The sequence below is a fragment of the Nonomuraea sp. NPDC003707 genome, assembly GCF_053587055.1.
In genome coordinates, this window is the sequence record NZ_JBSFNK010000016.1 from 80298 (window position 1) to 103059 (window position 22762).

At 71.5% G+C, this 22762-nt stretch carries 19 protein-coding genes; 10 read left to right on the forward strand and 9 right to left on the reverse strand.

Annotated features, from left to right (window positions below; all coding sequences use genetic code 11):
* The first annotated feature begins 59 nt into the window (after positions 1 to 59).
* Complete coding sequence (locus tag ACWDRB_RS35445) at positions 60 to 761, forward strand: FadR/GntR family transcriptional regulator (RefSeq protein WP_397367395.1); 702 nt, start codon at positions 60 to 62, stop codon at positions 759 to 761.
* On the opposite strand, the gene ACWDRB_RS35450 is transcribed toward ACWDRB_RS35445, so the two are convergent.
* Positions 755 to 2161: a sulfatase family protein gene (locus ACWDRB_RS35450; RefSeq protein WP_449901142.1), complete on the reverse strand. Its 1407-nt coding sequence runs from the start codon at positions 2159 to 2161 to the stop codon at positions 755 to 757. The two genes, ACWDRB_RS35445 and ACWDRB_RS35450, sit on opposite strands and share 7 nt — an antisense overlap.
* Positions 2162 to 2267: 106 nt before the next feature.
* Between ACWDRB_RS35450 and ACWDRB_RS35455 the strand changes: the two genes are divergently transcribed.
* Entirely contained in the window at positions 2268 to 3269 is a 1002-nt protein-coding gene (locus tag ACWDRB_RS35455) for an LLM class F420-dependent oxidoreductase (protein WP_350731637.1), read from the forward strand.
* A gap of 13 nt (positions 3270 to 3282) precedes the next feature.
* On the opposite strand, the gene ACWDRB_RS35460 is transcribed toward ACWDRB_RS35455, so the two are convergent.
* The gene (locus ACWDRB_RS35460; RefSeq protein WP_449901145.1) at positions 3283 to 4008 is read right to left on the reverse strand and encodes a DUF4328 domain-containing protein; all 726 of its coding nucleotides are present in this window, start codon (positions 4006 to 4008) and stop codon (positions 3283 to 3285) included.
* 46 nt (positions 4009 to 4054) lie between these two features.
* Positions 4055 to 4702, reverse strand: a complete 648-nt coding sequence (locus ACWDRB_RS35465; protein WP_192786983.1) for a response regulator — start codon at positions 4700 to 4702, stop codon at positions 4055 to 4057.
* A gap of 92 nt (positions 4703 to 4794) precedes the next feature.
* On the opposite strand from ACWDRB_RS35465, the gene ACWDRB_RS35470 reads away from it, so the two are divergent.
* Together ACWDRB_RS35470 and ACWDRB_RS35475 are read left to right on the forward strand one after the other, a co-directional pair.
* Positions 4795 to 5475, forward strand: a complete 681-nt coding sequence (locus ACWDRB_RS35470; protein WP_449901148.1) for an ABC transporter ATP-binding protein — start codon at positions 4795 to 4797, stop codon at positions 5473 to 5475.
* The gene (locus tag ACWDRB_RS35475) at positions 5472 to 7418 is read left to right on the forward strand and encodes an FtsX-like permease family protein (protein WP_449901151.1); all 1947 of its coding nucleotides are present in this window, start codon (positions 5472 to 5474) and stop codon (positions 7416 to 7418) included. Before ACWDRB_RS35470 ends, ACWDRB_RS35475 begins: the two co-directional genes overlap by 4 nt.
* Positions 7419 to 7465: 47 nt before the next feature.
* Here the strand turns inward: ACWDRB_RS35475 and ACWDRB_RS35480 are convergent, their stop codons facing one another.
* From ACWDRB_RS35480 to ACWDRB_RS35490, 3 genes are all read right to left on the reverse strand, one after another.
* Positions 7466 to 11125 carry a DNA polymerase III subunit alpha gene (locus ACWDRB_RS35480; RefSeq protein WP_449901153.1) on the reverse strand — a complete coding sequence of 1220 codons (3660 nt, stop codon included), beginning with the start codon at positions 11123 to 11125 and terminating at the stop codon, positions 7466 to 7468.
* Entirely contained in the window at positions 11125 to 11391 is a 267-nt protein-coding gene (locus ACWDRB_RS35485) for a DUF6504 family protein (RefSeq protein WP_185067348.1), read from the reverse strand. The genes ACWDRB_RS35480 and ACWDRB_RS35485 overlap by 1 nt, the downstream gene beginning before the upstream one ends.
* A 79-nt stretch (positions 11392 to 11470) precedes the next feature.
* A complete protein-coding gene (locus ACWDRB_RS35490; RefSeq protein ID WP_449901155.1) occupies positions 11471 to 12217 on the reverse strand; it encodes a GntR family transcriptional regulator in 747 nt (248 codons plus the stop codon).
* Positions 12218 to 12327: 110 nt separating this feature from the next.
* On the opposite strand from ACWDRB_RS35490, the gene ACWDRB_RS35495 reads away from it, so the two are divergent.
* The 5 genes from ACWDRB_RS35495 to ACWDRB_RS35515 are packed head-to-tail and all read left to right on the forward strand — an operon-like array spanning position 12328 to position 16900.
* Complete coding sequence (locus ACWDRB_RS35495; protein ID WP_449901157.1) at positions 12328 to 13482, forward strand: ABC transporter substrate-binding protein; 1155 nt, start codon at positions 12328 to 12330, stop codon at positions 13480 to 13482.
* On the forward strand, positions 13479 to 14303 hold the full coding sequence (locus ACWDRB_RS35500; RefSeq protein ID WP_350731649.1) for an ABC transporter permease: 825 nt from the start codon (positions 13479 to 13481) through the stop codon (positions 14301 to 14303). Before ACWDRB_RS35495 ends, ACWDRB_RS35500 begins: the two co-directional genes overlap by 4 nt.
* On the forward strand, positions 14291 to 15133 hold the full coding sequence (locus ACWDRB_RS35505) for an ABC transporter permease (protein WP_449901160.1): 843 nt from the start codon (positions 14291 to 14293) through the stop codon (positions 15131 to 15133). Before ACWDRB_RS35500 ends, ACWDRB_RS35505 begins: the two co-directional genes overlap by 13 nt.
* Complete coding sequence (locus ACWDRB_RS35510; protein ID WP_449901162.1) at positions 15130 to 16203, forward strand: ABC transporter ATP-binding protein; 1074 nt, start codon at positions 15130 to 15132, stop codon at positions 16201 to 16203. The genes ACWDRB_RS35505 and ACWDRB_RS35510 overlap by 4 nt, the downstream gene beginning before the upstream one ends.
* Entirely contained in the window at positions 16193 to 16900 is a 708-nt protein-coding gene (locus ACWDRB_RS35515; RefSeq protein WP_449901165.1) for an HAD family hydrolase, read from the forward strand. Before ACWDRB_RS35510 ends, ACWDRB_RS35515 begins: the two co-directional genes overlap by 11 nt.
* Before the next feature lie 471 nt (positions 16901 to 17371).
* Here the strand turns inward: ACWDRB_RS35515 and ACWDRB_RS35520 are convergent, their stop codons facing one another.
* Entirely contained in the window at positions 17372 to 18259 is an 888-nt protein-coding gene (locus ACWDRB_RS35520) for a Vgb family protein (protein WP_449901166.1), read from the reverse strand.
* 32 nt (positions 18260 to 18291) lie between these two features.
* Entirely contained in the window at positions 18292 to 20196 is a 1905-nt protein-coding gene (locus tag ACWDRB_RS35525) for an ATP-binding cassette domain-containing protein (RefSeq protein WP_449901170.1), read from the reverse strand.
* 136 nt (positions 20197 to 20332) lie between these two features.
* Between ACWDRB_RS35525 and ACWDRB_RS35530 the strand changes: the two genes are divergently transcribed.
* Positions 20333 to 20920, forward strand: coding sequence for a TetR/AcrR family transcriptional regulator (locus tag ACWDRB_RS35530; RefSeq protein WP_449901173.1), 588 nt, complete (start codon positions 20333 to 20335; stop codon positions 20918 to 20920).
* Between the two features lie 143 nt (positions 20921 to 21063).
* Here ACWDRB_RS35530 and ACWDRB_RS35535 read toward each other — a convergent pair whose 3' ends face one another.
* On the reverse strand, positions 21064 to 22689 hold the full coding sequence (locus ACWDRB_RS35535; RefSeq protein WP_449901177.1) for a serine/threonine-protein kinase: 1626 nt from the start codon (positions 22687 to 22689) through the stop codon (positions 21064 to 21066).
* Positions 22690 to 22762: the final 73 nt, after the last annotated feature.

Consider the following 22762-nt stretch of genomic DNA (forward strand, 5'->3'; position numbering starts at 1 on the left):
CCACAGTATGGTCAGACCATACCGAATCACATCCTTTCCGGCCACCATGAGGGGGTCCCTTGGACGACAGCGGCTGGCGTCCCGTCAAGCGAACGCGGACGTTCGAGGACGTTCTCGCACAGATCGAGCGGCGCATCGCCGAGGACGGCCTCACCGTGGGCGACCGGCTGCCCGCCGAGCGCCACCTGGCCGAGCAGCTCGGCGTCAGCCGCTCGTCGGTGCGCGAGGCCATGCGCGTGCTGGAGACCCTCGGCGTGGTGTCCTCGCAGGCGGGCCGGGGGCCGGACGCGGGGGCCGTGCTCACCTCACGTCCCGACACGGCGCTGACCGACCTGCTCAGGCTGCACCTCGGCCTGGCCAGCCTGGAGATGCGCGAGGTCATCGACACCCGGCACATGATCGAGCAGTGGGCCGCCGCCCACGCCGCCGCCGCGCGGGCCGACACCTCCGCGCTCGCCGCCGCCCTTTCCGGGATGGACCGGGCGAAGAGCGCCGAGGAGTTCGTGGAGCACGACACCGCCTTCCACTGCGCGATCGCGGACGCGTCGGGCAACCGGCTCATCGCCGCCATCATGCGCTCGCTACGCGACTCGATGCGGAGATACTCGGTCGAAGCGGTGCAGCGCCTGGGCGACACCTCGATCCTGCGCGCCGACCACGTACGCATCCTCGACGCCATCGACAGGGGCGACGCGGACGAGGCCACCCTGGCCGTCTCCGACCACCTCGCGCACGCCTACCCCTCACTGTTCGATCACTGACGGAGGTCGGCCTGCCGGCACGTGGCGCCCGAGCAGACCGCCATCGCGTCCAGCCGTTGCCGCAATCCTTCGAGCAGCGCGGGATCGGCGGTCGCGGCCAGGTTGCGCAGCTCGTACGGGTCCGCGCGCAGGTCGTAGAGCTGGCTCTCCCCCGTCGCATACCGCACGTACTTGTACTGATCCGTACGCAACGCACGATACGGGGGCACCGGCGTCTGCGCGGCCGACGACGGGTCCAGCGGCCTGGCGAACTCGACCAGCACGTTCCGCCGCCACACCGCCGGCGGCTTGCCCTTCAGCAGCGGCACCAGCGACCGCCCCTCCGCGAACGGCGGCACCGCGGCCCCGCCCAGTTCGGCGAACGTCGGCGCCAGGTCGACCGACGAGCTCAGCTGGCCGACCGTGGCGCCCGCCTTGATGCCGGGGCCGCGCACGACGAGCGGGACCTTGATGGCCTCCTCGAACGGAGTGGTCTTGCCCTGCTTGAGCCGATGCGTGCCCAGGTGGAAGCCGTTGTCCGACGTGAAGAAGATGTAGGTGTTGTCCAGCTGGCCGGTCCGCCGGAGCTCGTCCACCACGGCCCCGACGAGGTCGTCCACACCGAGCATGGACCGCATCCTGGCGCGGTAGCGCTCGTCCACCTGGTCGATGGTCGCCTGGTCGAGGCTGGGCCGCTCACGCAGCCACTCCGGCTCCGCGCTCACGTCCTCCTGGTTGAACGACGGCATACGCGGCGCGATCGCGCCCGGGAACGCGTTCGCGTGCCGGACGGCGGGGTTGGCCGGGTTATGCGGGCCGATCGGCGTCAGGTACAGGAAGAACGGCTCGCCCTTGGAGCCGGCGATGAACTCGCGGGCCTTGCCGGCCAGCACGTCCGACAGGTAGGCCTGCTCGGAGAAGCCGTAGTCGTTCAGGGAGCCGTTCTCGTTGAGCCGGTAGTCGTACTCCTCGTAGAGGCGCCGGGTCGGCACGTCCCACTCGTCCCAGCCGGGCGGCACGAACGTCTCCTCGGCCGACCCGCCCGGGTAGTGGTTGAGGTATTTGCCCATCAGTGCCGTGCGGTATCCGGCCTGCTTCATCCAGGTTCCTACCGTGGAACGTTCCAGATCACTGGTATGAAAGCGGTCGAACCCGCCCTCCGGCGGCGTGTTCGTCCACACACCATGACTGTGGACGTACTGGGAACGCAAGATCGACGATCTCGACGGGCAGCACCAGGAGTTCGTCACGAAGTACCGGTCGAACGAGGTGCCCTGTTGCACGAGTTGTCGGGTGATATTGGGAAAGTACGGCAACGTCCCGGATTCGAGGTCGTCGGCCATCACGAACACGATGTTCGGCCGGGACTCGACCTCGGCCATCGCGGGCCCTGCCGCCAGCAGTAGTAGCAGCAAGCACACGAGTCGACACAGAGCGTTGACCACAGGGTCTGAATACCCCGGAATATCCGCCATTGACACTCACGGCTGTCACAGCCGTAATAGAACTTAATTCCGGAGGTGTCATATGAAGCTCGGCCTGAACCTGGGCTACTGGCAGCGCAACGCCGACGACGCGACCGAATCCGTGCTGGCGGCCGAGCGGCTCGGCTACGACTCGGTGTGGACCGCCGAGGCGTACGGCAGCGACGTCTTCACACCCCTGGCCTGGTACGGAGCGCGTACGAGCCGCATCAAGCTGGGCACCTCGATCGCCCAGATCTCCGCCAGACCCCCCGTCACGACGGCCATGACCGCCATGACCCTCGACCACCTCACCGGCGGCCGGCTGCTGCTCGGCGTGGGCGCCTCGGGCCCGCAGGTCGTCGAGGGCTGGTACGGCCAGCCGTTCGCCAGGCCCCTGGCCAGGACGCGCGAGTACGTCGAGATCATGCGCAAGGTGTGGCGCCGCGAGGAGCCGGTCACCAGCGACGGCCCGCACTACCCGCTCCCCCTGGCGGACGGCCTGGGCAAACCCCTCAAGCTCATCACGCATCCGCTCCGCGCGGACATCCCCGTCTATCTCGGGGCCGAGGGCCCCAAGAACGTCGCCCTGGCCGCCGAGGTGGCCCAGGGCTGGCTGCCGCTGTTCGCGTTCCCCTCCAAGATCGAGGAGATGTACGGCGAGTCGCTCGCCGGCGCTCCCCCGGGCTTCGACGTGGCCGCGATGGTGATGGTGGTCATCTCGGACGACGTGCGGGCGGCGCTGGACGGCGTGAAGATGATGCTCACGCTGTACATCGGCGGCATGGGCGCCCGGCAGCGCAACTTCCACGCCGACATCATCGGCCGCATGGGGTACGCCGAGGCCGCCGAGCACATCCAGGCGCTCTACCTGGCGGGCCGCAAGGACGAGGCGTTCCGGGCGATCCCGGACGAACTGGCCGACGGCATCTCGCTCGTCGGGCCACCCGGACGGATCAAGGAACGCCTGGAGCTCTGGCACAAGAGCCCGGTCACGAGCCTCCTGGTCATGGGCCCGCGCGACGAGCCCTCGCTGAAGCTCATCCGCGACCTGGTGCTCGGCTGATCCCGCGCCCGGGCTAACCCGTACGGCCGATCGGAGTCGAACCCGGCGCCGGTTGGGGCTGCTGGGACGAGAACGCGTGAACCGTGCCGGGCTCGGCGGCACGGGGCACGCGGGCGGCCCGCTGGAGGCGCGTCAGCTCGCGTACGGTCCCCGCGCACAGCAGGGCGGCCAGCGCCGAGCAGGCCAGCTCCGGCAGGCCCACGCCCGTCAGGTCGCCGGCGGAGGAGTCGAGGGGAAGCCGGATCGTGACCAGCGCGAGCATGACCAGCCAGCTCAGCCACCACCCGGTCAGCAGCGCCAGCCACCTCACCCGGTGGCCCGCGGGCGGCCTGGTGCCACGCCACGCCTCGTCCACCAGCACGACGGGCGCCACCAGGTTGTAGCCGGGAATCAGCCAGGCGGCCGCCACGGGGCCGGAGACTGCCGAGCGGTCGTTGGCCTGCCTGGCACGTACCAACCACGTCACGTAAGCGGCCGCCGCCGCGATCGAGGTGCCCGCCACCAGCATCATCAGCACCGCGAACGCCGTCACCGCGCCCACCACGGCCTCGGCGTCGGCTCCCTGCGGACGGCCGCCGAACGCGGCGAGCTGGGCGGCGAGGTGGCGCCCGCGGGAGTGTTCGAAGATCACAAGGGCGCCGAGGGAGAGAACCTGGGCGGCAAGCGTCACATATACGGCAGAGGCGGCTCTCGTCGGTGTTGTCTGGTCATAGCGCACGTTGTTCTCCCCCCGGGCCATGCGCTGAGGTTCTGATTCACTTGTATCCCGGGAGCCCCGCTGTTAATCAGCTCACCACGCCGGATTCCCACGCCCAAGCTGCGATTTCGACTCGATTTCTGACACCGAGCTTGGCGAAGATGCTGCCCAGGTGCGTCTTGACCGTCGAGAGCGACACGAACAGCTCCGCGGCCACCTCCTGGTTGGTCCGGCCCCGGGCTATCAGGCGCACGACGTCCAGCTCCCGATCGGTCAGCGGGTCGTTCATGGGGGGCACGGTCCGCCTGGGCTGGGCCAGGTGCTGCAGCAGCCGTACCGTCACCGACGGCGACACCAGCGCGTCGCCCGCCGCGGCCGCCCTGACCGCCTCGATCAGCAGGGTGGGCCCGCTGTCCTTGAGCAGGAAGCCGGTCGCGCCGGAGCGGAGGGCTCCGTACACGTACTCGTCCAGGTCGAACGTGGTGACGATGACCACCCGCAGCGGGTTCTCCACGCCCGGCCCGGCCAGCGCCCGGGTCACCTCGATCCCGTCGAGCTTCGGCATCCGGATGTCGAGCAGGCACACGTCCGGCCTGAGCCGCCTGGCCTCCGACACCGCCTCCGCGCCGTCGGCCACGGCGGCGACGACCTCCATGTCCGGTTGAGCGTCCAAAATCATCTGGAAGCCGGTTCGTACCAGTTGTTGGTCGTCGGCGATGAGAACCCGAATAGTCACGGCCCCAACTCTAAGGATCGGCCGTTCGGCCGAGGCGGAAATGGTCGCACGGCCGATCCGCCGCACCCCCGCCCGCCGAGATTCTTGACGGCATGAACGACGTACTTGTTGGACGAACCCTGACCAAGAGGTTCGGGCAGACGGTCGCCCTGGGCGGCGTGGACATCACGGTACGGGCGAGCGAAGCCGTGGCGATCATGGGGCCGAGCGGTTCCGGCAAGTCGACGCTGCTGCACTGCCTGGCCGGGATCATGAAGCCGGACGCCGGGGAGGTGCACCTGCTCGGACAGCGCATCGACGCGATGGGCGAGCGGGAGCGCAGCGCGCTGCGCCGCACCCGCTTCGGCTTCGTCTTCCAGTTCGGCCAGCTCCTGCCCGAGCTGCCCGCCGAGGAGAACGTGGCCCTCCCGCTCATGCTGGGCGGGGTGCCGAGGGCCCAGGCGGTACGCCAGGCGCGCGAGTGGTTCGCGCCCCTCGGCCTGCACTCCCTGGAGGCCCGGCGGCCCGGTGAGCTGTCCGGCGGGCAGGCCCAGCGGGTGGCCATCGCCAGGGCGCTGGTCACCAAGCCGGCCGTGGTGTTCGCGGACGAGCCCACGGGGGCGCTCGACCAGCAGACCGGGCAGGACACGATGCGGCTGCTCGTCGAGGCGACCAGGCACAACGGCGCCTCCCTGATCGTCGTCACCCACGACCCGAACGTGGCCGGCTGGTGCGACCGCACGGTCGAGGTCCGCGACGGCCAGCTCCTCACGACGAGCGGGGCACGCGCGTGAACCTCGACCTGACCTGGCGGCTGCTCAAGGGCGGTGGCCGCAAGGGGATGCTGGGCACCTGGCTCACGCTGGGCGCCGTCGCCGTGTCCACGGCGCTGCTGCTGTTCGCCGTGGCCGCGAACTTCGCCTTCGAGGCCAGGAGCGACCGCGGCGCCTGGCGCAACCCGGTCCCCGCCAAGGAGAACGCGGTCGCCGTCGAGGCGGCCCGCTTCGACTTCGTCGGCGACCAGGCAATCACCGTCATCGACCTGGCCGCGCTCAAGGCCGGGGCGCCCGCGCCGCCCGGAATGCCGCGCTTCCCCGCGCCGGGCGAGGTGTGGCTGTCCCCGGCGCTGGCCGAGCTGGCCAAGACGCTGCCGGCCGATCAGCTCGCCAAGCGTTACCCCGATCCGAAGGGCGTACTGGGCGACGAGGCGCTGGTCCACCCCGGCGAGCTGGTCGCGGTCGTCGGCCACGAGCCGGACGCGCCGGCGATGACGGCCGCGCGCAGCGACGACTGGATCATCGGCAAGGGCCCGGCCCGGGTGGCCGACCTCGCGGGCACGCCGTCGGAGGACTCCGAGGCCTACCGCGCGCTCACGCTCGTCGCGAGCGTGCTCATGGTGGTGCCGCTGCTGGTGTTCGGCGGCGCGGCGGCCAGGCTCACGGTCGCCCGGCGCGACCAGCGGCTGGCCGCGCTGAGGCTGGTGGGCGCGACGCCGGGCCAGGTGATCCGGATGACCGTGGCCGAGGCCGTGATCGTCGCGCTGGCAGGCGCGCTGCTCGGCGCCGTCGGCTACGCGGTCGCCGCACCGCTGCTGGCCCGCATCCCGATCGGGGGCGGTGCGTGGTTCGTCTCCGACCTGTTCCCCTCCCCGCTGATCCTGGCCGCGATGCTGGTCGCGGTGCCGCTGCTGGTGGGCCTGTCCGCGGTCGCGGGGCTGCGGCGGGTCGTGGTGAGCCCGCTCGGGGTGGCCAAGCGCGAGACGCCGCCCGGCATGAAGTTCGTCCGGGTCGTCGCCCTGCTGGCCGTGCTGGCCGTGTTCCCGCTGCTGACCAGGGGTACCAGCATCGCGATCGTGGCGGTGGCGCTCGGGCTGGCGTTCCTGTGCATCAACCTGGCCGGCCCGTGGGTGGTCGGCGTCATCGGCCGCGTCACCGCCAAGAGCGCCCGGGCGCCCGCCCGGCTGCTGGCGGGCCGCCGGCTGGTCGACGATCCGCGCTCCGCCTGGCGTACGGTGAGCGGCGTCGCCCTGACCGGCTTCGTGGCGGGCTTCCTCGGGCTGCTCAGCCCGGGCGCGTTCGCCGGCGACCAGGAGCCCCCGCAGCTGCGGGTCTCCGCGCCCGCCGCCCAGGCGACGGCCGTCGCCGGCCAGGCCCGCGACCGGCTGCGGGCGGCCGGGATCACCGCGACGGTGAAGGTCACGGGGCGTTCCTCCGATCGGGTCGTGGCCGCCGCCCTGGGCAGCTCCGCCGACCCGGCCACGATCGACCGCGCCCGCACCGCGCTCGCCGGGCTCGTCCCCGGGCGCACCCCCACGACGGGGGACGACGACCGGCGGTTCGGCCTGCAGCTCCTGGCCGACGTCCGGGTGGGCACGATCGTGGTGCTGTCGGTGTCGTTCCTGGTCGCCATCGCCAGCTCGGGCATCACGGCGGCGTCGTCGGTGCTGGACCGGCGGCAGACGTACGGGCTGATGCGGCTGGCGGGGACGCCGCTGGAGGTCCTCGACCGGGCGCGGCGCGCGGAGACGCTCATCCCGCTGACGGTGATGGGCGGCGGGGCGATCCTGGTGGGGGCGTTCTGCGCGGTGCCGTTCATGATCGGTGCGATGAACGTGGTGGGCGTGGTCACGCTGGCGGGCTGCGTCGCCGTCGGCTTCGGCGGCGTGATCGCCGCGGGCGCCCTCAGCCGGCCCCTGCTCCGCTCGGTCACCACCGACCCGGCCCCCCGCCCGGACTGACCCATCCGCGCCGCCGTACCCCGGTGGCGCGGCCGGTGGGTGGGGGGTCAGGCCGCTGTGGGGCCGGAGCTGCCCGGGCTGGCGTGCCAGAGCTGCCGGGGCGGGTTGGCGACGGCCGGGCCGAGGTCGGAGTAGGGCGAGAGGCGGAAGCCGTTGGCGTACTCGATCTTGCGACCGCCGACCCCCGCGACCTGCTCCGGCGCCTGGGAGAGAAGGGCGCGGACCGCCTCGATGCCCTCCGCGCGCCAGAGCCGTTCGAGGTCCACGAGGTTCCAGCAGTCCACCGCGCGCATCGACACCGCCCGCGTCCCCGTGCGCCTGACCACCCCCCTGGCCAGCATGAGCCACGAGCCGAACACCGTGGCCGCGCACCGCCCCTGCACCGACTCGAAGAACGTCAGGTCGATCGGCCCCGTCGAGTCGTCGAGCGTGGTGAAGATGACCCGCTGCCCCGAGCGCACCGCCGGTGTCTGGGTCGCCACCTTGACCCCCGCGACCAGCACCTCCGCCCCGTTGCGCTGCTTCAGGAGATCTCTGGAACGTACCACTCCGAGCGCGTCGAGCAGCTCGTCGTGGAAGCTGATGACGTGGCGGCTGATGTCGATGCCCAGGATCTCCAGCTCGGCCTCGACCATCTCCGTCTCCGTCATCTCCGGCAGCTCCCCCGGCGGCAGGTGCTCGGTGAAGCCCAGCGGGAGCTGCACCGACGGCGGTTCCTCCACGCGGGCGGGTCGCGCGGTGTAACGCCGGGAGGCGCGCGGGCCCGACCGCACGCCGATCGACGAGGCCCGTTCGAGGGCCCCCACCTGGGCGATCAGGTCGCGCCGGGTCAGCACGCCCGGACGCCAGCGGGGCCCGCCCGGGTGCAGGTCGTGGAGCGCGTCCAGCCCGCCGACCTGGACGATCCGCTCGATGGTCGGACGCGAGGGCCGGGCGCGGTCCCAGAAGTCGGCCAGCGACGTGTACGGCTGCCCGGCGACCATGCGTTCGACCTCGGCCTCGCTCACCCCCTTGACCGCCGAGAACGGCACCCGCAACGCGTACCCCTTGCCGATCTCCCCGGCCTTGAACTCCCTGCGCACCGGGGAAGAAGCGCCCTCCAGCGCGGCGGGACGCACCCGAAGCCCCAGCCGCTCCACCCGCCAGTCCTTGCCCGACTTGTTGATGTCGAGCGGCAGGATCTTGACCCCGCACTGCCGGGCCTCGTCGATGATGACGCGCGGCGGGTACATGCCCGGCTCGTGCGTGAGCACCCCGGCGAAGAACGCCGCCGCGTGGTGCCGCTTGAGCCAGGCCGACTGGTACGTGGGCAGCGCGAACGCCGCCGCGTGCGCCTTGCAGAACCCGAAGGCCCCGAACGCGTCCAGCACCTGCCAGGCCCGCTCGACGGCCGTGTCGTCGAACCCGTTGGCCTTGGCCATGGGCACGAACGTCTTGCGCACCCGCTCCCGCCCCTCGGACGTGTCCAGCGTGCGCCGCAGCTTCTCGGCGAACGACAGGTCCCGCCCCGTCATCACCTCGATGATCCTGAGCACCTGCTCGTGGAACACCACGACGCCGTGCGTCTCCTTCAGCGACTCCCGCAGCCTCTCGTGCGGGTAGTACGGCCGCCGCCACCCGTGCCTGGCCTCCAGATAGGGGGTGACCATGTCGGAGTTGACCGGGCCCGGCCTGAACAGCGAGATGTCCACGATCAGGTCGTGGAGGGTGCGCGGCTCCAGCTTGGCGACCAGCTCGCGCTGCCCCGGCGACTCGATCTGGAAGCAGCCGAGGGTGCGGCTGGCGCAGATCATGTCGTAGGTGTCCTGGTCGTCGTGCGGCACGTACTGGATGCCGGTGTCCTCGCCGCGCTGGGTGTCCAGCGCGACCACGACGTCGTCCACCCGCTTGATCTCGCTCAGCGCGTACGCCATCGCGGACTGCATCCGCACGCCCAGCACGTCGAGCTTGAGCAGCCCGGCCTCCTCCACGTCGTCCTTGTCGAACTGCGACATCGGGAAGTCCAGCAGGCTGCGCTCCACCGGCGTCCTGTCGTGCAGGCCCGCGTTGCCGATCAGCACGCCGCACGGGTGCATCGCGATGTGCCTGGGCAGGCCGTCGAGCCGCTCCGCCAGCCGGAACACCCGGTCGAGCCCTGCCTCGCCGAGCCGGCTGTCGCGCAGCTCGGGCAGGTCGTGCAGGGACGCGGTGATCTGCTTGGCCCTGATGTGCGGGAACGCCTTGGCGATGGCGTCGATCTCATGCGGCGGCAGGCCCATCGCCCCGGCGACGTCGCGGATGGCGCTGCGCGCCCGGTAGGTCTCCATCATGGACACGCAGGCCACGCGGGCCTCGCCGTACCGCTCGAAGATGGCCTTGTAGCAGTCGAGGCGGCGGGCCGACTCCACGTCCACGTCGATGTCGGGCAGCCCGACGCGGCCCTCCGACAGGAAGCGCTCCATGAGCAGGGCGTGGTCGAGGGGGTTCACCTCGCCGATGCCGATGAGGTAGTTGACCAGGCTGCCCGCGCCCGAGCCGCGGATGGCGCAGCGGATGCCCATGCCACGGATCATGTCCGTGATGCCGGCCACGGCGATGAAATATCCGGACAGGCGCTTGCGCTCGATGATGGCCATCTCGTCCCGGAGGCGCCGCCTGGCGTCGCCCGAGCGGTCGAGGCCGCGCGAGATCAGCCCGTCCTCCACCCGGTGGCGCAGCAGCGGCACCGGGTCGCGGCCGATCTCGGGCAGGTGCAGGTTGGGCGGGTCGCTGCGCAGCGCGAGCAGCTCCTCCGGATCCATCGAGCACGCCTCGGCCAGCCGCCTGGTCGTGAACAGCAGCCGCGACACCCGTTCCTGGTCCGCCCCGCAGACCTTGTTGGCCACCTGCCGCATCTCCTTGGTGCCCTTGAGGTAGGCGTGGGAGGTGGTGCGGTCGAGGTGGCGGGGGTGCAGCGGGACGAGCTGGCGGGCCGCGTCGAGCACGTCGCCGACCTGGTGGTCGACCGGGTCGAGGTAGCGCACCGCGTTGGTCAGCACGGCCGGCACGCCCATGGACTCGGCCAGCCCGAGCATGCGCACGGCCGTGGTGGCGTCGCGGTAGCCGTACTGGTCGACCAGCTCGATCACCACGCCCGGCACCGCGGCCCGCCAGAGGCCCAGCAGCATCCTGGCGTGCTCGTCGCGCCGCTCGGCCACCGCGCGGCCCACGTCGGACCTGGGGCCGAGCAGCACCACGAGGCCGTCCTCGGCGCCGAACCCGTGGTCGCCGCCGTGTCCGTCATCGCGCCCGCCGGCCCACTCCCCGATCAGCTCTCGGGTCACCTTGGGCGTGCCGCGCTCGCCCGCGTAATGCGCGGACGTGACCAGGCGGCACAGGCGGGACCAGCCCTTGGCGCGGGCCAGCACCGTGACGCGGTCCTCCGCGTCCGGCCCGGTCCTGGGGGCAGGCGCGCGGCGGCGGCCTGGCAGGTCCAGTCCGGGCACCCCGAACCCCGGCAGCGGGGGCAGGGCGTCGAGCGCCAGGTTGACGCCGAAGACCGCGGAGATCCGGGCCTCCGCGCACGCGTGGGCGTGCTTGATCGCGCCGTAGAGCCCGTCGCGGTCGGTCAGCGCGAGGATGTCCATCCCGTGCTCGACCGCCCGGCTCACCAGCGCCCGCGGGAAGGCCGTGCCGAAGCGCATGGAGTACGCGGAGCACACGCTGAGGTGCGGGAACGGCGCCGCCATCAGTCCCACGCCCTCAGCAGCAGCCAGGCGTTGCCGGCGGTGTCGTAACGCAACTCGTACGAGCCCACCTCGCGCCCCGGGCTGGCCTCCACCCGCCAGAACTTGCGTTCACCGGGATCACCCTCGCTGGTCTTCCACCACTCGCGCGCGACCACCCAGTGGTCGAGGACCCGGCGGACGAGATAGAGCCGGTCTCGCCAGACGAACTGGGTCGGCTCCCCGTCCCTGGTCCACACCTCTATCGGATCGCCATAGAGTCTGCTCAAGACGCTTCTCCCCGCGGCTCTGGTCGTTATGCTGAGCCACCCGGGGGAAGGCGGGCGCTTATATGTCGAACATATGTTCTCAGCGCCCCGAACGCAAGTCGCCGGCCTGTCTCACGAGAGGGTTGGCGCCGATCGAGTTGCGGATGCTGAAGGTCACGCCGCCCGGCCGGTAGCGGTCGTCCGAGGACTCCACCGGGCGGCCCTCGTGCGTGGTCGTGACCCGGCGCTGGCGCAGGAGCGGGCTCCCCCGGCGCACCCCCAGCAGGCGGGCGTCCTCGGCGCCGGCGGACACCGCGTCGATGAGGTGCTCGCCGTAAGCGAACACGAGGCCGATCGAGTCGTACAGGGCCTCGGTGACGGACTCGCAGTCGGCCGGGATCCGCTCGACGGCGGCGGCCACCCACTCGGCGTACACGGTGCGTTCGAGCAGGACGGGCTCGTCCTCCAGCGAGCGCAGCCGCAGCACCTCCAGGACCTCGCCGGGGCCGAGCCTGGCGGACTCGGCGGCGCTCGCGGCACGGCGGCGCTGGGTGATCACCTGGCCGCCGAAGCGGTAGCCGTTCGCGCGCGCCCACTGCGCGAAGCTGTGCAGCTCGGCGAAGCTCTGGCTGCGCGCCCTGCCGAGCACGATGCGCCTGGCCCCCTGCCGGGAGCCGAGCAGGCCCTCGGCGGCGAGCACGGCCACCGCCTGGCGCACGGTGCCGCGGGCCGCGCGGTAGCGTTCGGCCAGCTCAGCCTCGCTCGGGAGCTGCGAACCGACCGGGAGCGCACCGGAGACGATCTCGTTCCGAAGATCATCGGCGATCAGTTCATAGCGCGCAACCATCAGCGACCCTTCCCATTCATGAAAGAGCAACATTCATGCGACTTACTGGTGCTCGCTTGTTTGTACAAGTTCCCTTAGGTTCCTTCCACATCCCCTGAAGTGGAGGCGTTGTGTTCACACCTCGCGCCCGTGCGGCCGGCGTTGCCGCAGCCCTTACCGTAGTCACCGCGGCGTGCGGCGCCGCGCCCGGCACCCAGCAGTCCACCGCGTCCTCCTCCTCCGCTCCGAACGCGGCCACCGCCACCTCGGCGGCGGACTTCGGCGGCCTCGACAAGCTCGTCGAGGCGGCCAAGAAGGAGGGAAATCTCCACGTCATCGCCCTTCCGCCCGACTGGGCGAACTACGGGGAGATCATCCAGAAGTTCCAGGCCAAGTACGGCATCAAGATCGAGAGCGAGACGCCCGACGCGGCCAGCGCCGACGAGATCAACGCGGTCAAGACGCGCAAGGGCCAGGACCGCGCCCCCGACGTGCTCGACCTCGGCCAGTCGTTCGCGATCAGCGGAGCCGGCGAGGGCCTGTTCGCTCCGTACAAGGTGCAGTCCTTCGACAAGATCCCCGAGGGGCAGAAGGAGGGCACCGGGCTCTGGGTCAACGACTACGGCGGCTACGTGTCCATCGGCTGCGACGCCAAGAAGATCACCGCGTGCCCGACGAGCTTCGCCGACCTGCTCAAGCCCGAGTACAAGGGCAAGGTCGCGATGAACGGCAACCCGACCAAGGCGGGCTCGGCCTTCGCCGGCGTGTACGCCGCCGCCCTCGCCAACGGCGGCTCGTTCGACGACATCCAGCCCGGCATCGACTTCTTCAAGAAGCTGAAGGACGCGGGCAACTACAACCCGGTGGAGACCACGCCCGCGACCATCGAGAAGGGCGAGACCCAGATCAGCATCGACTGGGACTACAACAACTCCGCCTACGCGCCCCAGATGGCCGCCAAGGGCCTCGACTGGAAGGTGAACATCCCCTCCGACGGCAAGTACTTCCAGATGTACGCCCAGGCCATCAACAAGGACGCCCCGCACCCGGCGGCGGCCAGGCTGTGGCAGGAGTACCTCTACAGCGCCGAAGGCCAGAACCTCTTCCTCAAGGGCTTCGCCCGCCCCGTCCTGCTGCCCTCGATGACCACCGACGGCACCGTGGACAAGGCCCTGGCGGAGAAGCTGCCGTCGGTGGAGGGCAACCCCACCTTCCCGACGAGCCAGCAGGTGGACGCGGCCAAGGCCAAGCTGGCCGGCGGCTGGGACGCCGCGATCTCGGGATGAACCGCTCCGGTTCGAAGGGCTGGCTGGGGGCGCTGCCGCTGCTGGCCTTCTTCGCGCTCGTCTTCGGTGTCCCCGCCATCGCGCTGGTGGCGGGGGCGTTCACGGCGCAGGGGCGGCCGAGCCTGGCGAACCTGTCGCAGAGCCTGCAGGGCGGCTACCTCGTCGCGATGCTCGGCAGCGTGAAGCTGTCCGCCGTGGTCGCCCTGCTGGGGGCCGTGCTGGGGACGTTCCTCGCGTACGCCGTCGTGACCTCACGCCTCACGTTCCTGCGCGAGGCCGTGCTGACGGCCTCCGGCGTGCTGGCCAACTTCGGCGGGGTGCCGCTGGCGTTCTTCTGGATCGCCACGCTCGGCAACTCCGGCGTGGTCAGCGGCCTGGTCGGGCTGCCGTCCGGCTCGCTCTACACGTTCTGGGGCCTGGTGGTGACCTACCTGTACTTCTCGATCCCGCTGATGGTGCTGGTCATGGCGCCGGCGCTGGACGGGCTGCGGCCGCAGTGGCGCGAGGCGGCGGCCAACAACGGGGCCACCGCCTGGCACTACTGGCGCTTCGTCGCGCTGCCGGTGCTGGCGCCGTCGATGCTGGGCGGGGTGGTGCTGCTCTTCGGGTCGGCCTTCTCCGCGTACGCCACCGCCAACGCCATGGTCGGGACCGTCGTCCCGCTCGTCACGCTGAAGATCGCCAGCGCGCTCACCGGCGACGTGCTGATCGGCTACGAGAACATCGCGTTGGCCCTCAGCCTCGACATGGTCGTGGTGGCCGGGCTCGTGATGGCGATCTACCTGCCGCTGCAGAAGAGGAGCTCCCGATGGCTGCACTGACCGGCCTGGAGCGCATCTCGGGTGGCTCCTCGCGCCCTCGCGTGTGGCGCGGCGCGGTGTTCCTGCTGGCGGCGGCCTACTTCCTGATCCCGCTCGGGGCCTCGCTCTGGTACACGATCTACACCCCGACCACGGGCGTGTCGTTCTCGGCCTACGGCGAGCTGCTGACGGCCGACGGGTTCGTGCGCTCGCTGCTGCTGTCGCTGTCCCTGGCCGTCGCCACGATCGTGCTGGTGCTGCTGCTGGCGTTGCCCGCGATGCTGGCCGTACGGCTCTTCGCGCCGCGGCTGCGCCCGCTGATGGAGGTGCTGTGCACGCTGCCCCTGGTGGTGCCGCCCATCACCTTCGTGGCCGGGATCGGCACGTCGCTGCGCACCGGGACGGACGTGCTGGCTCCGACGCCGTTCTGGGCCACGCTGATCGCGGTCCAGGACCCGGCGTTCCCCGTGGTGCTGGTGCTGGCGTACGTGGTGCTGGTGCTGCCGTTCGTGTACCGGTCGCTGGACGCGGGGCTGCGCGCGATGGACGTGCGGACGCTGGTGGAGGCGGCCCGCAACCTGGGCGCCTCGTGGCCGTACGTGCTGGTCCGGGTGGTCGTGCCGAACCTGCGCTCGGCGCTGGCCAGCGCGTCGTTCCTGACGCTGGCCCTCGTGCTGGGCGAGTACACCGTGGCCAGCCTGCTGGGGTACGGGCCGTTCGCGGTGTGGATCGTGACCGTCGCCGGCTCCAAGGGGCAGCTCTCGGTCGCGGTGTCCATCCTCAGCCTCCTGCTCATCTGGCTGCTGCTGCTCGCCGTGTCCTCGGCGTTCGGTAAGGAGAGAAACAAATGACCGCATCGGTGGAGTTCCGCGCGCTGCGGCGGATGTTCGGCAAGACGGTCGCGCTGGACGGCTTCGACCTCATCGTCGCGCCCGGCGAGTTCGTCGCGCTGCTGGGGCCCTCGGGCTGCGGGAAGACGACCGCGCTGCGGTGCGTGGCCGGGTTCGAGCGGCCGGACTCGGGCGCGGTGCTCGTGGACGGCCGGGACATCACGGACGTACCGGCCAACAAGCGGGACGCGGGCATGGTCTTCCAGTCCTACTCCCTCTTCCCCAACCTGAACGCCCGCGACAACGTGGCCTTCGGCCTGCGCGTCCGCAAGGTGCCCGTGGCCACCAGGCGGAAGAAGGCGGACGAACTACTCGAACTGGTCGGCCTCCCCTCGCACGCCGACCGCTACCCGCACCAGCTCTCCGGCGGCCAGCAGCAACGCGTCGCCCTGGCCCGCGCGCTCGCCCTGGAACCGCGCGTCCTGCTGCTGGACGAGCCGCTGTCGGCGCTGGACGCGAAAGTACGCGTGTCGCTGCGCGAGGAGATCCGCCGTCTCCAGCTCGACCTGGGCATCACCACCATCTTCGTGACCCATGATCAGGAGGAGGCCCTGTCGATCGCGGACCAGGTGGCGGTGCTGCGCGACGGGCGGCTCGAACAGGTCGGCTCGCCCGCCGAGATCTACGACCGCCCGGCCACCGCCTTCGTGGCGGAGTTCGTCGGCACCATGAACCACCTCGCCGGGCAGGTCTCCGGTGACCAGGTCACGGTGCTCGGCCAGCTCCTGCCGGTGGACGGCCAGGTGCCCGCTGATCCGTCGGTGGACGTCCTGATCCGTCCGGAGGCCGTCAAGGTCGTCCCGGTCGAGGACGGTCCCGCCCACGTGCTCGCCGCCTCCTTCCGCGGCGCCTCGGTCCGCCTCCGGGTGGCGGTGGAGGGCGGGGAGGTCCTGGCCGACGTCCCCGGCCACGAGGCGGCCCGCCTCGCGCCCGGAACGCGCGTCACCGTCCGCCTGGTGGACCGGCCCGTCCTGGTGGCGCCCCGCACGGTGACCGTCCCGGCCCCGGTCGTGGCGGCCGATGCGATCTGAGCACGCCGGCCCGGATGCCGTCCTGTTCGACATGGACGGCACCCTGGTCGACACCGAAGGGCTGTGGTGGCAGGCCACCGTCTCCATCGCAGCCTCCCTCGGCCGGCCGTTGGGGCCGGAGGACGTGCCGTACGTACTCGGCCGCACGGTCGAGGACGTGGCCGCCCACCTCCTCACCCCCGCTTCGAACACGCCACTCATGACCGAGGTGGCCAGACAACCCACAGACGCCTCACTCACGACCGAGGTGGCCAGACAACCCACAGACGCCTCACTCACGACCGAGGTGGCCAGGCAGCTCACGGACGCCTTCGCCGACCTCATCGGGCAGGGCGTGAAGGTCACGCCGGGGGCGTCGGAGCTCCTGGCCGAGCTGGCCGCCACCGCCATCCCGACGGCCCTGGTCAGCGCCTCTCCCCGGACCATCGTGGAGCTGGTGCTGCCATGGCTCGGGCACACGTTCGACCTGGTGATCGCGAACGAGGACACGGCCCGCGGCAAGCCGTACCCGGACCCGTACCTGGAGGCGGCCCGCCGGCTCGGCACGACCCCCTCCCGCTGCGTCGCCGTCGAGGACAGCCCCACGGGCGTCGCCGCCGCCACGGCCGCGGGGTGCCGCGTCCTGGTGACGTCCCCGGAGAAGGGCCTGCCGTCGCTCACCCACCTCATGACCAACACCCACCCACCAGAGGGCTGAGAGCTGGGCCTGGGGATGCCGATGAGGGGTGAGCGCTGAGGGCGGGCGCTGAGGGGCGGGTCGTGGGAGCCGAGGGCTTGGGGTGACGGGCTGGGTTGTGACGGGCCGGGTTGTGACGGGCCGGGTTGTGAGGCACTGAGTGGCGAGGTGCTGAATGGTGACGGGCTGGGTTGTGACGGACCCCGGCCAGTGACGGACCCCGGCCAGTGACGGGCCACGGGCGATGCCGGGCCACGGGCGGTGCCGGGCCCGGCGGGGACACCGAGCCGGGGCGCTGGGCGCGAACCCCAGGCACGGACCCTGGACGCAGACCCTGGACGCCGAGCCGGGGCGCTGGGTCGGGGCGCTGGGTCGGGGCGCTGGGTCGGGGCGCTGGGTCGGGGCGCTGGGTCGGGGTGAGGGGTCGGGGTGAGGGGTCGGGGTGAGGGGTGGCTGGTTGGTAGGTGAGGTTACTGAGGTGGTCGTGGTTCGTTAGTCGATGCTGAAGCGGGCCAAAGCGCCCGCCTCCAGGGCTACCCAGATCGCCCCATCCGGCCCGACCGTCAGCCCGTGCGGCTCGGCCTTTCGCGCGCCTTCGTCCCCCGCCTGCGGTCCGGTTGGGAGCGGGTACGAGTCGATGGTGCCGTCGGTGGTGATGCGGCCGAGGCGGTCGGCGGCCCACTCGGTGAACCAGAGGGCACCGTCGGGGCCGGTGACGATCGCGTGCGGCCGTGCGACCCGATCGGGCAAGGGGTACTCGGTGATCTTGCCGGCGGTGTCGATCCGCCCGACCTGACCAGCGCCGATCTCCACGAACCAGAGCGCGTCATCCGGCCCCAGCGTGATGCCCACCGGGGCGGCACCCTCCGTGGGGAGCGGGTGAACGGTCACCTCGCCTGCCAGCGAGATCCGCCCGATGGCGTTGCCCTGGTTGATCGTGAACCAGAGCGCGTCATCCGGCCCCACCGTGATGAAGGCGGGCATACCGCCCTCCACCGGCACCTCGAACTCCGTCCGCTCTCCGCCGGGCCCGATGCGCCCGATCCGGCCGGTCTGCATCTGGGTGAACCACATGGCCCCGTCGGGCCCGGCGACGAGCCCGTACGGCGAGTCCGCCTCATGGGAGGTCACCTGCCCGTCGGCGGCGATCCGGGAGACCCGGCCGCCCGTGCCCTCCGCGAACCACATCGCCCCGTCCGGCCCCGGGGTGATAACCATCGGCTGCCCGTCGGCCGGATCGAGCTGATGAATCACCGGCTTCTGGCCCGGCACCATCCTGCCGACACGCCCTTCGTGGACAAGCGTGAACCAGAGCGCCCCATCCGGCCCGGTCGCGATGCCGTACGGCGCACCCTCATCAATATCAATCCTGGTCAACATCTGCGGTCCTTCACTGGTCGATCCTGCGCTGCTCAACATATGCGTCCTCCTGCCAACGTGATCTCGGTCCCCCGGAAGCGCCGGATGAGGGCGCGGTCGTGCGACACCACGACGAGCCCGCCGCGGTAGTCGTCGAGTGCCTGCTCGATCTCCTCGGCCAGGACCGGCGACAGGTGGTTGGTCGGCTCGTCGAGCAGGAGGAGGTCGTACTCCTGCGCCAGCAGCCGGGCCAGCGCCAGTCTGCGCTGCTGCCCGACCGACAGCGTGCCCACCTTCTGGTCGAGGGCTTGGGGCTTGAAGAGGCCGGTGCTCAGCAGAGCCGCACGCCGCTCGTCCGCATAGCTGTGGTTGTGGCCGTAGGCGTCCAGGACGGTCAGGTCGGGGTCGAACGTCACCTCCTGCGGCAGGTGGCCGACCCTTACCCGGGCGTGCTCGGCCAGGGTCTGGAGCAGTGTCGACTTGCCCGCGCCGTTGGCCCCGCGGACCAGCAGCCGGTCACCGGCTTCGATGGTCAGGGAGGGGACGTGCAACCGATCGCCGACCCGGACATCGCGCAGCTCCACAAGCACGCGAGCTTGGGCCCGGTCGTGCCCGACCGCATACCCGTGCCCGACCGCATACCCGTGCCCAGCCGCATACCCGTGTCCGACGGCATGCTCGTCTCCGGCCGCATGCTCGTCTCCGGCACGCTGCTGCCGGAGGCCGAGCTCACGTCCCGTATCAGGGGCGCATCGCACGCCGGCCACGCGTCCCGTAGCGGGCTCATGGCTTGGAGCGGGTGCGTGTCCCGAAGCGGGCGCATGTCCCGGAGCCGGCGCATGGCTTGGGGTGGGCTCGTGGGTCTTATCAGGGGTGCGTTGTGTGCCGGGCTGGCGTTTCGGGGTGGGCTCCGGTGCTGCGTTGGGTGCAGGGCCTGGGGCGGGGGTGCTGGGACTCGTTTCGTCGATTTCCAGCGGGTCGGGGAAGGTCGGGGTGGTGGTGTTCAGGGGGTCGGGGAGGGCCGGGGTGGGGGTGAAGGTGCCGTGGAAGCGGAGGGGGGCGGGTGGCCGAGGGACCGGGTCGGCCTCCAGCCGGCGCAGGCGCTCGTGTGCGTTGCGGACCCGGCTGGCCACCGAGCTCTGCACCCGCCCGGCGTTGCGGTCGTAGGCCATCTTGTTGTTGTCGCGCATCAGCCGCCCCGTGGCCACCCGGTGGGCGGTCGTGGCCGCGTAGTCGCGCACCTGCCGCACCTCCTCGCACCACGCCGCGTACGACTGCTCCCAACGGGCCCTGGCGGCGGCCTTGGCGGCCAGGAAGCCGGTGTAGCCGCCGCCGAAGCGGGTGATCGCCCCGTGCTCGACCTCGAGCACGGCCGTGGCCACCCGGTCGAGGAAGACGCGGTCGTGGGAGACCACGACGACCGTGCCCCGGTGCTCGCGCAGCCGGGCTTCGAGCCAGGTCAGGGCCCACTCGTCGAGGTGGTTGGTCGGCTCGTCGAGCAGCAGGACCCTGGGGGCGGCGGCCAGGACGCAGGCCAGGCCGAGGCGGGCGCGCTCCCCGCCCGACAGGCTGGACAGCGGCCGGTCGCGGCCCACGTGGAACAGCCCCAGCCCGTGGAACGCCTTGTCGACCCGCGCGTCGGCCTCGTAGCCGCCGCGCAGCTCGTACGCCGTCAGCAGCTCCCCGTACTCCGCCATGACGTCATCGGTGAGCGCCGACTCCAGCTCGCGGATCCGGCGCTCCATGGCGCGCAGGCCGGCCAGCGCGGCGTCGACGGCCTGCTGGACCGTGTGGCCGGGCGGCAGGTCGAGCGTCTGCCGGAGGTAGCCGGTGTCGTCGGCCAGCGTCACCTCGCCGTCGTCGGGCCGCTCGACCCCGGCCAGCAGCCGCAGCAGCGTGGACTTGCCCGAGCCGTTCTCGCCGACGATGCCCACGCGCTCGCCGGGCTTCACGGACATGGACGCCTCAGCGAGGACGGCCCGCTCGCCGTATGACTTGGAAACCCCTCGAAGACTGATCAGGATGGAACTCCAATCGCAACCGTTGTAGCGTTAGTGTGCCATGCGGGAGAAGCTAATGCAACTGGAGTAGTTTTTGGAGTCGAACAAGCGGCCGGGCGGGCGAAGCGCCCGGGTTCGGGACGCCGTACGGGAGGCCACCCTCGCCGAGCTGGCCGAGCACGGATACCGGGGCCTGACGGTGGAGAACGTGGCCGAGCGGTCAGGAGTGCACAAGACGACCGTCTACCGGCGCTGGGGCAGCGTCGCGGGGCTGATCTCCGACGCCCTGGAGCTGGCCAGGGACGAGCCGTGGCCCATTCCCGACACGGGCTCGATCGAGGGCGATCTGAGGGGCATCGTCCAGCTGGTGCGCAGCGGCTTCGACGACCCGGAGCTGGGGCCGGTGTCGTTGGCGTTCGTGGCGGCGGCCGTACAGGATCCCGACGCGGCGCGGGCGCTGCACGAGTTCTTCATGGCCCGGCACGAGCAGTCGGCCGAGGTGGTGCGGCGGGCGGTCGCACGCGGTGAGCTGCCTGACGTCGTGGATGTCAGGGAAGTGATCAGGGTGGCCGTCGCGCCTGTTTACTACCGGCTGTTCGTGGCGCATGAGCCGGTCACCGAGCGGGACGCCGACCGTGCCGCCGACGCGGCGCTCGCCGCCGCCCGCGCCGGTGTTCTGTGAACTGCCACCCGCGACGGGGCTCTATGAACCGCCGCCCGTGCTGCCGCCCGCGCCGGTGTGCGGCACTCGCCGCCGGCCATGCCGGTGCTCTGTGAGCCGATCCCGCGCCGGCAAGAGCAGCCCGCGCCGGTGCCCCGGGAGGGTCAGGGGGTCTTCTGGCCGCGTAGTTCGAAGTCGTCGAACGTCGTCTTCAGCAGCGACGTCTCGTCCTTGGGCGTACGCGCGAACAACCCCACATACCCGTTCCCGAGCCCGTTCGGATCCTCCACCTGGTGCACCCGCTGATCGTTCACCCACATCGTCAGCCGCACCGCCGACCCGGTCTGCTCGCACGCCGCCACCACCCGGGCCTTGCCGGGCAGGCCGTCCACCTGCACCGGCTGGGCCAGCGTCCCGCCCGATCCGTCCACGATCCGCCGGATCCTGGCCTTCCCGGTCGTGTCGAGCGCGAACTCGTAGTACGTGTCGTCATCGTCCATGTTGTGGCAGTACACGCCGTACTCACCGCTCCCGACCGACTTCTTGACCTCGGCGGTGACGGCGACGACGACGGACGAGGGCAACATCGGCGTGGGCGTGGCCGACGGGTCGGGCGTGTTGGTCGGCGTGGCGATGAGGAAGGGTATGGGCGCCTTCGCCCACCGCTCCTCGGACCCCTTCTCCACGTCCAGCCCGTACGTCCCGTCCGTCCGGTAGCCGTAACTGGCCGTCTCGTCCGGGTCGTAGACGCCGTTCCAGCCGCCGGAGGTCTGCGTGAAGTCCTCACGGTAGAGAACGCTCATGTCGGGCGGCCCGCTGGGGCTGAACACCGCCCACGCGGCCACCGAGCCCGCCACGAGCACCGCCGCGGCCGCCGCCGCGACGCCCGCGATCAGCTTGGCGCGGTTGCCCTTGGACTTCTGCTGGACGGACGTGTACGGCGCCGTGGCCTGCTGCCAGGCCACCTGTACGGTATGCGCCGCCTGTTCGGGCCCGGCCGACCGCCCGACGAGCTGGTCGAGCAGCTGCTGCGCGGTGGGCCGCGCGGCCGGGTCCTTCCGCAGCGCGGCCCCGACCAGCTCGCGCAGGCCGGGCTCGACCTCGCTGAGATCCGGCTCGGTGTTGAGCACCTGGTAGACGATCGAGGGCAGCGTGTCGCCACCGAAGGGCGCCCTGCCGCTGGCGGCGAACGCGACCAGGCATCCCCACGAGAACACGTCGCAGGCCGGGGACACGGGTTCGCCCCGCAGCACCTCGGGAGCCATGTAGCGGGGCGTGCCCACCAGCTCGCCGGTGCCCGTGACGCCTCCGAGCGTGTCGAGCGCCCGCGCGATGCCGAAGTCGATCACCCGCGGGCCGACGGGCGACAGCAGCACGTTCGACGGCTTGAGGTCCCTGTGCACCACACCGGCGCCGTGGATGGCGGTCAGCGCGGTGGCCACGCCGACGGCCAGCGCGTCGAGGCTGGAGCCGCGCAGGGGGCCCGACTGGCGTACGGCGGCCTCGAGGTTCGGGCCGGGCACGTATTCGGTGACGACATAGAGCTGGTCGCCGTCGAGCGCGGCCTCGATCACCGCGGCCGTGCAGAACCTGCGCACCCTCTGGGCGGCGTCCGCCTCCCTGCGGAACCGCATGCGGAACTGCTCGTGCTGGGTCAGCTCCGAGTTGATCACTTTGACGGCGACCCGCTGCCCAGCCGGATCCTCGGCGAGATGGACCGTGCCCATGCCGCCCCGACCCAGCACGCTAAGCAACCTGTAGCGCCCGATGTGGGAGGTTTCACCGCTCACGGCGCGCTAGCTTACCGACACGCCGCACACCGCGCAGGGCCGAGCACGCCACGTATTCGCCACCTGGGGGAAA